The organism is Candidatus Amarobacter glycogenicus (assembly GCF_016704105.1).
Lineage (GTDB): Bacteria > Chloroflexota > Dehalococcoidia > Tepidiformales > Tepidiformaceae > Amarobacter > Amarobacter glycogenicus.
The window spans coordinates 250,210-263,308 of record NZ_JADJAT010000019.1; the positions used below are offsets into that span (position 1 = coordinate 250,210).

At 65.4% G+C, this 13,099-nt stretch carries 12 protein-coding genes; 5 read left to right on the forward strand and 7 right to left on the reverse strand.

All coding sequences use genetic code 11. The features are described 5' to 3' along the window. Nucleotides 1-47: 47 nt before the first annotated feature. Entirely contained in the window at nt 48-1,634 is a 1,587-nt protein-coding gene (locus tag IPG14_RS12460; protein ID WP_343392040.1) for a long-chain-fatty-acid--CoA ligase, read from the reverse strand. A 78-nt stretch (nt 1,635-1,712) separates the two neighbouring features. Continuing rightward, nucleotides 1,713-2,351 carry a hypothetical protein gene (locus IPG14_RS12465; protein WP_343392041.1) on the reverse strand — a complete coding sequence of 213 codons (639 nt, stop codon included), beginning with the start codon at nt 2,349-2,351 and terminating at the stop codon, nt 1,713-1,715. Between the two features lie 113 nt (nt 2,352-2,464). On the opposite strand from IPG14_RS12465, the gene IPG14_RS12470 reads away from it, so the two are divergent. The 3 genes from IPG14_RS12470 to IPG14_RS12480 all read left to right on the forward strand — a co-directional run bounded on the left by IPG14_RS12470 (nt 2,465) and on the right by IPG14_RS12480 (nt 5,113). Further along, the gene (locus IPG14_RS12470) at nt 2,465-2,656 is read left to right on the forward strand and encodes a ferredoxin (protein ID WP_343385875.1); all 192 of its coding nucleotides are present in this window, start codon (nt 2,465-2,467) and stop codon (nt 2,654-2,656) included. A 105-nt stretch (nt 2,657-2,761) separates the two neighbouring features. Further along, nucleotides 2,762-4,057, forward strand: a complete 1,296-nt coding sequence (locus IPG14_RS12475; RefSeq protein WP_343385876.1) for a cytochrome P450 — start codon at nt 2,762-2,764, stop codon at nt 4,055-4,057. Between the two features lie 66 nt (nt 4,058-4,123). Then, nucleotides 4,124-5,113, forward strand: coding sequence for a hypothetical protein (locus tag IPG14_RS12480; protein WP_343392042.1), 990 nt, complete (start codon nt 4,124-4,126; stop codon nt 5,111-5,113). A 115-nt stretch (nt 5,114-5,228) separates the two neighbouring features. Here the strand turns inward: IPG14_RS12480 and IPG14_RS12485 are convergent, their stop codons facing one another. Genes IPG14_RS12485 through IPG14_RS12495 form a run of 3 tightly spaced genes read right to left on the reverse strand, consistent with a single transcriptional unit; the run spans nt 5,229 to nt 8,106 of the window. Further along, a complete protein-coding gene (locus IPG14_RS12485) occupies nt 5,229-6,233 on the reverse strand; it encodes a VWA domain-containing protein (protein WP_343392043.1) in 1,005 nt (334 codons plus the stop codon). Then, entirely contained in the window at nt 6,230-7,159 is a 930-nt protein-coding gene (locus IPG14_RS12490) for a DUF58 domain-containing protein (RefSeq protein WP_343392044.1), read from the reverse strand. The genes IPG14_RS12485 and IPG14_RS12490 overlap by 4 nt, the downstream gene beginning before the upstream one ends. Continuing rightward, nucleotides 7,156-8,106, reverse strand: a complete 951-nt coding sequence (locus IPG14_RS12495; RefSeq protein ID WP_343386449.1) for a MoxR family ATPase — start codon at nt 8,104-8,106, stop codon at nt 7,156-7,158. The genes IPG14_RS12490 and IPG14_RS12495 overlap by 4 nt, the downstream gene beginning before the upstream one ends. 283 nt (nt 8,107-8,389) lie before the next feature. Between IPG14_RS12495 and IPG14_RS12500 the strand changes: the two genes are divergently transcribed. Beyond that, a complete protein-coding gene (locus IPG14_RS12500) occupies nt 8,390-9,673 on the forward strand; it encodes a cytochrome P450 (RefSeq protein ID WP_343387585.1) in 1,284 nt (427 codons plus the stop codon). A gap of 53 nt (nt 9,674-9,726) precedes the next feature. Here the strand turns inward: IPG14_RS12500 and IPG14_RS12505 are convergent, their stop codons facing one another. Continuing rightward, nucleotides 9,727-11,361: an amidohydrolase gene (locus tag IPG14_RS12505; RefSeq protein WP_343392045.1), complete on the reverse strand. Its 1,635-nt coding sequence runs from the start codon at nt 11,359-11,361 to the stop codon at nt 9,727-9,729. 123 nt (nt 11,362-11,484) lie between these two features. Between IPG14_RS12505 and IPG14_RS12510 the strand changes: the two genes are divergently transcribed. Beyond that, nucleotides 11,485-11,763 (forward strand): chorismate mutase, encoded by a 279-nt coding sequence (locus tag IPG14_RS12510; RefSeq protein ID WP_343386451.1) that lies wholly within the window; start codon nt 11,485-11,487, stop codon nt 11,761-11,763. Between the two features lie 46 nt (nt 11,764-11,809). On the opposite strand, the gene IPG14_RS12515 is transcribed toward IPG14_RS12510, so the two are convergent. Continuing rightward, nucleotides 11,810-13,099 (reverse strand): MFS transporter, encoded by a 1,290-nt coding sequence (locus IPG14_RS12515; RefSeq protein WP_343387583.1) that lies wholly within the window; start codon nt 13,097-13,099, stop codon nt 11,810-11,812.

Sequence of the window (13,099 nt, forward strand, 5' to 3'; positions counted from 1 at the left end):
ATAGCGCAGCGCGCCGAACGGTGAGTTCGGCCCCCATAGTCGCCGCCTCAGTTCACCCGGCGTTCGACGCCCTTCCAGTACTGCTCGCGGATGATGAACTTCTGCAGCTTCCCGGTGACGGTGCGGGGCAGGCTCTCGACGAAGTCGACCGATGTCGGGCAGCGGAAGTGGGCCAGGTGTTCGCGGCTGAAGGCGATCACTTCTTCCTCGGTCGCGGTCATGCCCTCGCGAAGGACGACGAGCGCCTTGGGCGTCTCGCCCCATTTTTCGCTGGGCACCCCAATGACGGCACACTCGAGCACTGCGGGATGCTTGTAGAGCGCCGCCTCGACTTCGGGCGAGGAGATGTTTTCGCCGCCGGAGATGATGACGTCCTTCTTGCGGTCGACGATGTTCACGTTGCCGAATTCGTCCCAGACGCCGAGGTCACCGCTGTGGAAGAAGCCGCCGTAGATGGCCCGCGCGGTCTCTTCGGGCTGTTCCCAGTAGCCCTTGAGGACGACGTTCGAGCGGGCGCAAACCTCGCCGACGGTCTCGTTGTCCATCGGGACAGGGTTGCCTTCGTCATCCAGCACCTGGATGTCGACGCCGATGGCTTCGACGCCGGCACGCGACCGGCGCTGGTAGTCCTGGCCCTCCGGGTTCTGGTGATCCGGCCCCGAGACGGTGAGGATCGGCGCTGTCTCGGTGAGGCCATAGATCTGGATGAACTCCCAGCCGAGCTCCTTCTCGAGGCGTTCGATAAAGGCCGCCGGTGGCGGCGCGCCCGCGACGACAAACCGCGGACGGGTGGTTGCCCGGTAGCTGGTCTTGTCCGGGAAGTTCAGGACGGTGCTGAGGACGGCCGGGGCCATGCAGGCGAACGTGATCTGCTCGTCCTGGATCATCTGGTAGATGTCGGCGCCGACCACTGCCCGGAGGACGACGTGAGTTGCGCCCATGGCGGTGATGGCGAATGGGCCACCCCAGCCGTTGGCGTGGAACATCGGCAATGTCCACATCTCGCGGTCTTCATGGCGAATGCGAAGGTGGGCGATGAAGTTGTAGGCGTTGATGTACACGTTGCGGTGGGTGAGCATCACGCCCTTGGGCCGGGCCGTCGTGCCGCTTGTGTAGTTGATCGAGGTTACGTCGTTCTCGTCCTGTTCGACGTGGGGGGTGGCCGTCTTCGGCTGGTTCGAAACGAGCACGTCCCAGTCGATCCAGCCGGCGGGTGTCTCGTGGCCGGCGCGCGGATCCGCAGCGATCCAGTGTTCGACCGACTTCAGGCTGGGCCGGATCTCATCGATGACCCCCGTGAACTCGTAGTCGACGAGGACGGCCTTCACGCCGGCGTGGTTGATGATGTACTCGTGGTCGCTTGCCACCAGGCGGTAGTTGAGCGGCACGAGGATGGCGCCGATCTGCGTGACGCCGTAGTAGCTCTCAAGGAAGTAGTGGGAGTTGGGGCTGAGGATACAGACCCGGTCGCCCGGCTTGATGCCGAGAGCAAGGAGCGCGTGGCCGAGCTGGTTGCACCGCTCCTGGTACTCCCGGTAGGTGAAGCGTTTGCCGCCATCGACGATGGCTTCCTTGTTCGGGTAGAGCTTCGCGGCGCGACGCAGGAAATCGTTCAGGAGCAGGGGGACTTCCACGGGTGGCCTCCGGGACTTTGGTGAGTGCGGAAGCGATTCTACCAAGCACAGAAGGGAGACGGGAGGAGCAGGACCGCGCTATGCCCGCCCTCCCGAGGCGAACTTCGCAACCTCCTGGCAGAGGGCCTCGACGCCGCGGCGCGCGACGGTGATCTGCGGCAGGTCTCGCGGGCGGTTCTCGGTATAGGACTGCGACACGCGGTGCGGAAGCTGCGTGGACGCCCAGACGACGAGGAGCTGGGCCCATTCGAGGTCCGGGAGCGCCGTCTTTGTGCTTGGGCTGGCGTTCAGGCCGTCGATAATCCGGACCTCGACCGGCGATCCGGCCAGCGCCGCGCGCAGCTCGACGTGCGCGGCCTTGCTCCCGCCGAGCAGGAGGATTCGCTGCAGGCCGCGAGCGGCGCAGGCCTCAAGCATCGCCTTCACTGCCCGGCGCGTGTTGGAACCACCGCAAACGCAGCATCGATCCCGCGTCGTCGTGACTATCGGCATCGGGGGCGTTCCGACCGCCGCAATGCAGGCGGCATCGGAACACACCGGTATCACCTTTGCCCAGAGCACTTCCCGGGCGCGAGGCAGCTTGGAGTCAGCCATCCGTTGTTTGCCGGCGCGGGTGAGGCCGGCCTCGGCGAGTACCACCATCGCCTCTACCCGGCTGCGCCGATCGACGATGCCTTCGCTCTCCAGCCACTCGTCGATGCCGGTGTCGGCTGCCATGTGTGGACTACGTTAGCAGGAGGCAGAACTCTGTCGCCTACCGGCCGGTAGGGATGTATCCTCTCCCACGCTGGGGCGAGCTTGCGCCCACACCCATCCGGAGAACGCCGCAAATGAAAGTCAAAGTCAACACCGACATGTGTGAAGGCCATGCGAAGTGCCAGGGCGCCGCACCGGAGGTCTTTCGCGTAGGTGACGACGACGTGAGCGTCGTCCTCGTCGAGGAAGTCTCGAAGGACCTCGAAGAAAAGGTCAACCGGGCGATCCGCCTTTGCCCCCGGCAGGCGATCGCCTGGGTGAAGTAAGCACGCTCCACTGCCCTGCCGGATCCCACCGGGACCCAAGAACTCGTCAGCCACGCATGAGAACCGGACATCCGGGTTCTCGCACAACTCAGAGGTAAGCCACACATGACCGCTCCCACTGCACCGATCAACCTCAACGACCCGGAAATGTTCATGGAGGGCCGCCACCACGAGGCGCTCCGCCTGATCCGGAACTCGGACCCCGTTTACTGGAACGAGGGTGGCGACAACTGGAACGGCTTCTGGGCGATTACGAAGTACGAAGACGTCCGCTTCATCTCGCGCAATCCCGAGTTGTTCATCTCCAGCAAGGGCATCGCCGGCCCCGGAATCCGGCCTGAAGCGCTGGCGGAGATGATGCAGAACGACCCGGCCAACGCCGCCCAGGCTACCGGCGGTAACGCCAGCGTGATCACCATGGACCCTCCTCGCCACGTGAAGATGCGTCTCCTTGTGAACAAGGGTTTCACGCCGCGCGCCGTCAACGCGCTCGAACCGGAGATTCGCAGGATTACGAACGTGGTCCTCGACAAGATCGCGGGCACCGGTGAATGCGACTTCGTCCTCGAAGTCGCCAGCCAGCTCCCCCTCGCCGTCATCTGCGGGATGATGGGCCTGGAGCAGAAGGACTGGCCGCTCATGTTCGAGCTGACGAACAAAGTCCTCGGCTCCGGCGACCCCGAATACCAGACCGACATCCCCGAGGCCGAACGCGGCACGGGCGCGGCGGCACGCCTGACCGCTATGACCGGCTTCGCCACGATGTTCGCCTACTTCCGTGAACGGCTCGAAGAGCGCCGCGCCAACCCCCGCGAGAACGACCTCATCACGCTTCTCCTCGAATCGGAGATCGACGGTGAGAAGCTGAGCGAAGGAGACCTGCTCGCGTTCTGTTTCCTGCTCATCGTCGCCGGTAACGAGACCACCCGGAACGCCATCTCCGGCGGCCTCCAGGTGCTGTGCGAACATCCGGAGGAGAAAGCGAAACTCCTGAAGGACATGTCGCTGCTGGACAGCGCGATCGAGGAGATCCTGCGCTGGGTTTCGCCGGTGCACCACATGGCGCGGACCGTCACGGCGGATGTCGAGATCCGGGGGAAGACTTTGAAGGCCGGTGACCGGCTGATCATGTGGTATCCCTCGGTGAACCGGGACGAGGAGATGTTCGTGGACCCCTACCGGTTCGATATCACGCGCACACCGAACGACCACCTCGCTTTCGGTATCGGAGAGCACTTCTGCCTCGGCTCGGGCTTCGCGAAGAAAGAACTGAAAGTCATGTTCCAGGAGCTCTTCCGCCGCTTCCCGGATATCGACCTGGCCGGCCCCCCGGAGCGACTGCGGTCCAACTTCATCAACGGGGTGAAGCACCTTCCGGTGAAGTTCACGCCCGAACGGTAAGAGGTCCCGTGTAAGAGATCCCGCGGCGAGATGTCTAACTGCCAAACCACCGGGAGTTAGACACCAATGAACCGCTTCAAAGCCCTCGTCCTTGCTGCCGCCGCGGCCATCCCCGCGGCCAGCATCCTGGTTGCCGCCGCAGCCGGCCCGAACCTCATTACCAACGGGAACTTCTCGAACGGCGTGGCCGGCTGGGACAACTTCTCGGGCAACCCGCAGCCGCAGAACGGCGCCATGGCAGTGACCAACAACTACCAGGGCACGGGCAATTCGTACTACAGCGGCTGGTATTGCGTCGGCGGCATCCAGGCCGGGACGCAGTACACCGTGAGCACCAAGGCGTTCGTGGAAGCAGCCTCGCCGGCTAACACCGGGGCAGGCATCGGACTGCACTACTACGCATCGAACGATTGCAGCGGAAGCAACCTCCTGACCGGCGGTGGGCTCCAGTACGGCGGGTTCACGGCTGGCCAGCGAGGCCTCTGGATCACGCTCGGCTTCAACGAAGTCGCGCCGGCCGGCGCCCATTCAGTCCGCGTGCGGGCGACCGCCGTGAAGCACCCGAACCCGTCCAACAGCAGCATCCCCGGCATCCATGTCGTTCTCTTCGATGACGTGTACTTCGGGGAAACCACGATCGCCACTCCGGCCCCGGTCAACACCCCGACGCCGCCGGTCACGGTCACGCCAGTCGCGGAGCCGGGACAGGATGCTCCGAAGGACGAACCGAAGGGAGACGTGCCGCCGGCGCCGAGCGACGTAGCTACGCCGATCGAAGAGCAGACCGCCACGCCGGCCCCGAAGCCCGCAGACAACCCGGGTAACGGTGGCGGGACGAACCCCGGCAAGCAGACGACCGAGCCGGACTCGCCGAAGCAGGAGCCGGAGCCGGTGCAACCGCAGACCTCGACCGAAGACGGTGCGCCGCTGCCGCCGGCCACAGGCACGGGCGCCGCGCACAGCGGAATGCAGGCCCAGATGCTGCTCCTCGTCGGGGCCGGCACAGTCTTCCTCGGGCTGGTCGGCGGGGCATTCGCCACACGCCGCCGCCGGTAACTCGACCTTCGACAGATCAGACGCCCTCTCCGTTCAGAACGGAGAGGGCGTTCGGCGTTTCCAGCATCGGCGGCGTCGCGCAGACGCTCCGGCCTGCCGGTCCCCGCGAGTGCCTCTACGGGAAGCGGTTGAACCAGAGCAGGCTCAGCCCACCCGCGGCGAGGACGAGCATGGCTGCCGCGGCGGCGAAGCCAACTGTGATCTCCGTTGTCTCGATGTCGTAGCCGATCCTGGAACCGAGGTCCTCGTAGATGGACTCGAGATCGTCGGCGGACGGGGCGGAGAAGAACTTACCGCCGGTCGTGGCTGCGATCTCCTGCAAGGTGTCCTCGTCGGGGGGGACGTTGATGGAACGCTGTCGACCCTGGCTATCAGTGACGACGGCCACGCCATCTTGCGTGCCGAGAGCGATGGCGAAGATAGGGATGCCGAGTTCCTTCGCCTGCTGCGCGGCGTCGATGGGGTCCGTCTGGCCCAGGGTGTTCGCGCCGTCGGAGAGCAGGATCATGATCACCGGCGAATCCTCCGACTGTCCGCCGTCAAGGCCACCCTTTGAGGACGGAGTCGCAGCGATGGCTTCCGGATCGAGTTGGGAGGCGGCGATACCTTCGACGATACCGTCGCCCATGGCGGTGCCACCGAGGGGCTTGAGGGCATCGATGGCCGCTTCGACGACGGCCTTTTCCGTTGTCGGTGCGACGACCGTCCGGACGCCGGCGGAGAAAGTGACGAGGGCTATGCGAAAGCCCTCGGGGAGTTCGTCCACCATGGTATGGGCCGCTTCCTGGGCTGCGGCCATCCTGGTGGGCTCGATATCGGTCGCGGTCATCGACCCGGAGATATCGGTGACGAGGACGACCGTGGCTTCTTCTTTCGGCACCTTGTGTTCGAGTTCGGGCCTGGCGAGCGAGGTGAGCAAGGTCGCCAGGGCGAGCAGCCCGAGCACAGCGGGGATGTGGCGCCGCCAGCCCGGTGTCTTTTCGACGACGTTGGCGAGCAGATCCAGGTTCGTGAAGCGGGCGGCGTACTTCGGCCGCCGGTATTGCGCCAGGACATAGAGCGCAACTGCGAGGGGCACGAGCCAGAGGGAGAGCAGGGCGAGAGGCCAGGCGAAGCTCATCGGGCAGTTCCTTTCGCGTTGAGAAAGCCGGCAAGCGTGCGCAACCAGTCGCCGCGCGTGGAGAGGACAACGTGTTGTGCGCCGGCCCGGGCGAGCATCCCGGCCACCTCCGCACGGTCCTGGACGGCGGCGTTCGCGAACCGCTCTCGCAACTTCTTCGAACGCGTATCCACCCGCAGCTGGCGACCGGTTTCCGGATCGACCAACCAGAGTTCGCCGACGTCGGGGATTTCCTGTTCGCGAGGGTCCTGGATCTCGACGGCGATGACCGAGTGACGGCCCGCGAGCTCGACGAGGGCACTCGACCAGTCTCGCGGGCCGCGGAAGTCCGAGATGATGACAACCAGTCGCGAACGCCGAGCCATCCGGTTGAGCGACTGGATGGCCGAGCCGAGGGAGGTGGCTCCGCCTCCTTCAGCCGTGGGCTCCTCGCGGAGCAGGGTGAGCAGTCCGAGCATGCCCTTGCGGCCCTGTCCGGGCGGGATCATTCGGGCGTGTTCATCGCCGAAACTCAACAGGCCAAGGGCGTTGCCGTGGCGCGTCGCAACCTGGCCGACGGCGACGGCGACGCCCTCGGCGACATCGTACTTCCGGCGGTCGGCGGTACCGAACCCCATCGATGGCGACGTGTCGAGCATCAGCCAGGTGGTGAGCACCCGGTCGGCGACCTGGACGCGAACATGCGGGACGGTAGTCCGGGCTGTGACGTTCCAGTCGATCTGGCGGACGTCGTCGCCGGGCTGGTATTCGCGTACCTGCGCGAGTTCGGTACCCAGGCCGAGTGCCTTCGAGCGATAGTCGCCGGAGAGCATGCCATTCATGCGGCGCCCGATGGTGATATCGAGCGCCCGGAGGATGGCATCCGGCATGGGGCCGGGTCCGGGCTTATCCGCGGTCCGCACGAGACGGAGCGTTGGAGTGCTCACGCGCTCAACTCCTGGGCCAGTTCGATCCGCGGCTGGGGGACCGCTTTGAGGGCTGCCTCGAGGATGAGGTCCGACGTCACACCGTCGGCAAGCGCCTGGTAGGTCAGCACGAGCCGATGCCGAAGCACGTCTTTCGCCAGGTCGTAGACATCGGATGGGAGGACGTAGCGGCGGCCGCGGAGGAGGGCCAGTGCCCGTCCGGCATGGACGAGGTTGATGCTGCCGCGGGGGCTCGATCCGAACGCGATGTGCGGGGCGTGCTGGGCGATGCCGTACTTCGCCGGGTGGCGAGTCGAATTCGCGAGCGCGATTGCATACTCGGCGACGGCACGGTCGACGTAGAGATCGGCGGCGAGCCGCTGGAACCGCTCGAGTTCTTCGATTGGCAGCACCTGGTTCACTTCGGCGGGGCGCTGCAGCGACCGCTGCACCACGACCATCTCTTCTGCCGGGATGGGGTAGTCGACCAGAACCTTCATCATGAACCGGTCGACCTGGGCTTCGGGGAGCGGATAGGTGCCCTCGGACTCAATGGGGTTTTGCGTCGCCATGACGAGGAAGGGACGTGGCACGGGGAAAGTCTGGAGCCCGATGGTGACCTGGCGTTCCTGCATGACTTCGAGAAGGGCAGATTGGACCTTCGCGGGGGCCCTGTTGATCTCGTCCGCGAGGAGGAGATTGCAGAACACGGGGCCGCGTTCGGTCTCGAAGGTGCCGTGATCCGGGCGGTAGATGCGGGTGCCTACGAGGTCGGCCGGGACGAGGTCCGGGGTGAACTGAACGCGCTGGAAGCTGCCGCCGAGGACATCGGCGATCGTCTTGACGGTGAGCGTCTTGGCGAGCCCGGGTACGCCCTCGATGAGGAGGTGACCGCTGGAGAGGAGGGCGACGAAGACACGCTCGAGCATCGCCTCTTGACCGACGATCACTCGCTTGATTTCGAACATCGCGGCCTCGAGGGTGGCGCGGGCATCGGTAACGTCAGTTCCGGCGGGAGTCTGGTTCTGCTCCAAAGTGGGGCCTCTTTCGGGAAGGGAGGGATGACAGCACAAACGTGCCCGAAGCGTGCCCAAGCGAAGGTAAATTATTGGAAGCGCTTTACGTGGGCCCAGCCTGTGAAGAAAGGTGTGCCTTTGTTGAACACCGGGGTGGCGCTGATGCCGTACCTTACCGTACTCTATCGACCGTGCGGTAAATGCCCCAATCCAATGTCGCTCTAGGAGGCCGGCCATGACCACCGACGCTTCTGCTCCGCTTTCGCTCGAGACGATTAATCTCGGCGACGAACTGCTTTTCGAGTCGGGCCGCTCGCACGAGGCGTTCAAGATCCTGCGCCGCGAGAACCCGATCAGCTGGAACTCCGGTAACGAGATCGCCAAAGGCTGGTGGAACATCGTCCGCTACGCGGACGTTCTCCAGGTTTCACGCAACCCCCAGATTTTTTCCTCGGAGCGCGGCATCGTCGCTTTCGAGGCAGTGAACGAAGAGGATGCGACGGCAGCCGCCACCGGCAACGGCAAAATGCTCATCACGATGGACCCGCCGCGGCACGTGAAAATGCGGCGGCTCGTCAATAAGGCGTTCACCCCCCGCGCGGTCGCACTCTGGGAGCCGAAGATCCGCGAAACGACGAATACGCTCCTCGACCAGATCGCAAAGAAGGGCGAGAGCGACTTCGTCATCGATGTCGCCTGCAACATCCCGCTCGCTGTCATCTGCAAGATGCTTGGCGTGCCGGAAGAGGACTGGCCGACCATGTTCAGGTTGACCAACAAAGTGCTTGGCCCCGGAGACCCCGAGTACCAGACCGACGTGCCGGAAGAGCTTCGCGGCACCCAGGATGCCGCGCGGATCACCGGGAATATGGGCACGATGGAGATGTTCGGGTACTACGCCCAGGCGCTGCAGAGCCGGCGCATCAAGCCCACGGACGACATGATCAGCATCCTCGCCGACTCCGAAATCGAGGGGGAACGGCTGAGTGACGAGGACATCCTCTGGTTCTGCTTCCTGCTCATTCTCGCGGGCAACGAGACGACCCGGAACGGCATGTCCGGCGGGCTCCTCTCGCTCTGCGAGCACCCTTCGGAAAAGCAGCGGCTGCTGAACGACATGTCCCTCTTGCCCGGGGCGATCGAGGAGATCCTGCGCTGGGTGTCGCCGGTCATGCACATGGCCCGTTATGCGCTGGAAGACACGCAGATCGCGCACCAGGCCGTCAAGAAGGGCGAACGCGTCGTGATGTGGTATCCCTCCGTGAACCGGGACGAGACGGTCTTCCCCGACGGCGATGTGTTCAACATCACCCGTTCGCCGAACGACCACCTGGCGTTCGGCATCGGGGAGCACTTCTGCCTGGGAGCGGGCTTCGCCAAGCTCGAACTCCGGGTCCTGTACGAAGAGCTGTTCCGGCGCTTTCCGGATATCGAGCTGGCCGGACCCGTACAGCGCCTTCGCTCGAACTTCATCGGCGGGATCAAGCATTTGCCCGTGCGGTTTACGCCGGAGAACTAGACCCTTCCTGCACGTCTCCAGACTGTCTGGACAGGATTCCATAGCGAGGCGCCTCAGAAGTCCCCGTAGATGAGGCTGCCGTCTTTCAGCGTCGCTTCGACGCGGATGGATTGGATGTCTTCAAGCGAGACTTCTGTGGGGTCGTCGCTGAGGATGACCAGGTCCGCGAGCTTGCCGGGCGCAAGCGAGCCTTTCTCCCGGTCTTCGAAGTGCGCAAAGGCAGCGTCGAGGGTGACCGCGCGCAATGCCTCCTCGACCGTCACCGCCTGGTCTGGTCCGAGCAACTCGCCTGAGCGGGTCCGCCGGGCGGCGGCACTCCAGACCAGGCGCAGGATATCGGGCGGGACAACCGGCGAGTCGTTGTGGATGTTGAAGCGCAGACCGCGACGCCGGGCAGAACGCATCGGGCTGATGCGCGCGGCCCGCTCCGGACCCATGACCACATCGCGGTGATAGTCGCCCCAGTAGTAGACGTGCGAGGCGAAGAACGACGGAAGGATGCCAAGCGTGGCCATGCGGTCGAGCTGGTCCTCGCGGACCGTCTGGGCATGGACCATCACGGGTCGGCGGTCCGTCGACGGGTGGATGGCGGCGGCTCGCTCCACCGCTGCGATGAATTGGTCGGCGGCGGCATCGCCGTTGCAGTGCGAAAGCACCTGCCAGCCGTTCGCGAACGCTTCTTCCACGACGGCATTGGCACGCTCATCCGGCATCGCCGGGTAGCCGCGATAGTCCGGCAGCTGTCCCTCCGGCGTGGTGTGATACGGCTTCGTGAACCAGGCAGTCTTGCCCTGGGGAGAGCCATCGAGCATGAGCTTCAGACCGGCATTCCTGAAGCGGCCCTGGTAGGCGCCGGCCGGTGCCCCGGAGAGCATCACGCCCGCCTGTGCCCAGAACGCGTACCCCGCGACATCGATGCGCAGCCGCCCTGCGGCGGCGGCCTCCTGGAGGAGCGCCTGTTCCGCGGGGAACATCGCACCTTCCTGGGCGGTGGTGATGCCCTGGGAGGCGTAGATGCGCTGAGCTTCTTCGAGCGCTGCCAGCTGGTCTTCGCTGGAAGGCACTGGGATGACGCCGGTGGAGAACGCGGCCATGGCGTTCTCTTCGAGCACACCGTTGGGCTCGTTCGTGCCGTCCGCCCGGCGAATGATGCCGCCCGGTGGGTCGGCTGAGTCCGCGCCGATGCCGGCCAGTGCGAGGGCGAGGCTGTTCGCGGATACCAGGTGCCCGGAGACGTGGGTGAGGTGGATGGGGTGCTCTCGCGAGACCCGGTCCAGGTCGTCCCGCGTGGGGTGCCGGCCCTCGGCGAGGAACGCAGGGTCGTAACCTCGCCCGCGCACCCAGCCGCCGGGTGGGATCCTCCGCCCTCGAATGAACGCCCGAAGCGTATCCAGGAGAGATGGGATGTCGACGACCTCCCCGACCGGCGGGCCGGCGAGGTTCGCCGAGTGCAGGCTGTCGGCGACCTTGGCGAGGTGGCCGTGACCATCGACGAACCCGGGAAGCAGCGCTCGCCCGGCGAGGTCGGTGACCTCGGTTGCCGGGCCGCGCAGGGCGAAGACCTCGGCGGAAGTGCCGGCGGCGGCGATCCTCCCTCCGGAGACAGCGACGGCCTCGGCACGAGGCATGCCCTCTTCCATGGTCAGGATCGGGCCGTTATGGAAGATGCGGTCGGCAGGTGACGCCACGGGAGCTCCTTCGGCGGGACGGCGCCGGGCACGAAGAATCCCGGCCAGCCGGCCACTTCGTCAACCCCCGATTGGCCCTGCGGCGAGAAGCCGCGCGTTTGCTATCCTCGATGGGTGACAACGATGCCGTCGAAGAAGATCGAGCACTGGCGCAACGAAATCGACCGCGTGGATGAGGATCTGCTGCGCCTCTTCAACGAACGCGCCCACTACGCGATCGAAATCGGCCTCGAGAAGCGGCGCCTGGGCTTGCCGATTGAAGTTCCTGAACGGGAGGCCGCCATCATCCGGCAGGCGATCGCCCACAATCATGGTCCGCTCGATGGCGACGCCATCAGGCGGCTCTTCGAGGCAGTGATTGCCGAGAGCACGACGGCCGAAAGCGCGATGCTGGAGGGGTAACGGCTTACTGTCGGCCGGCGGGCGCACCATCCGGGGGTCTCGCGGCTCAAGCGCCGGCCTCCCGGGCTGGACGAGCGAACAGCACCGCCACGGCGGCGAGGTAGGTGACAACGGCCGTTACGGTGAACGGGATGGTGTAACCGCCGGTCTGGTCTTCCAGGAAGCCGACGCCGATGGGGCCGATGCCGCTACCGGCCTGGCCGGCGAACGAGATGAGCCCGAACACGGCGCCGAACGAGACCATCCCGAACAGTTCGCCGACAAGCAGGGACTGCATCATGTAGATGTTGCCGATGGTCAGGCCGAAGACGAGCGTCAGCGCCCAGGTGGCGGCGACGTTTTCGATGTGGACGATCAGTAAGACGGCCGTCGCCTGGACAACGAAGAGGACCACTGTGAGCATGCGGCGGTCGACGCCATCCGCGAAAATGCCGACCACGAGGCGAGCGATGATGCTGCCGAAGGCGGTGACACTAATGGTGAAGGCCGCCTCGCTGCGCGACCCAAGCCGCTCTTCGAGGAAGTTCACCTGATGGATGATGTAGCCCGTCTGTGCGACGAGGACGAGCAGAAAGGCGATCAGGATCGCCCAGAAGCCGACCGTCTTCATCGCCTCTGGGCGCGTCCAGAGGCGGTACTGGGCGGCCATGGCGGGCGTCGCGGCAGCCGTCTGGATGGCGTCCGCTGAGTCACCGTCGGGATGAAGGCCCATCTGCGCCGGCTCCCAGGCAACCAGCGCCAGGATGACCGGCAGTGCGACGATGAGCACGAGGGCGCCGAGGATCGGCGTGGCGAGTGCCAGCCCACCTGACTCGACGAGCGCACTTGCGACCGGCGCGAGGATGACGCCGCCGAGCGACACGCCGGTGGACGAGATGCTCATCGCCAGCGCACGTTTTCGCACGAACCAGCGCGTCATGATCGCGTTCACTGCGATGCTGCTCGACGTGCCGAAAGCGAGCGCGAAGACGAAATACACGAAGTACAGCTGCCAGAGCTGGTCGACGAGGCCGATGAATGCCGCGCTGATCCCGTTGACGACAGTGCCGATGAGCATGAACCGCGTCGGTCCGTACCGGTCGATGTAGGGGCCGACAACGGCAGAAGCGAGGCCGGAGACAAAGAAGTAGATGGCCGGCGCCCAGCTGACCTGGGTGGTGCTCCACCCGTGTTCTTCCTTCAGTGGCTTAAGAAAGATAGGCAGGCCGTAGTAGCCCACGCCCACACCCACGAACATCAGGCAGGCACAGGCAATGGCGATGTACCAGCCATAGAACCATTTCCGGGGAAGGAAGCGGGCCGCGAGGGGCTCGCGGATGACCGGGGCGGAAGTCAT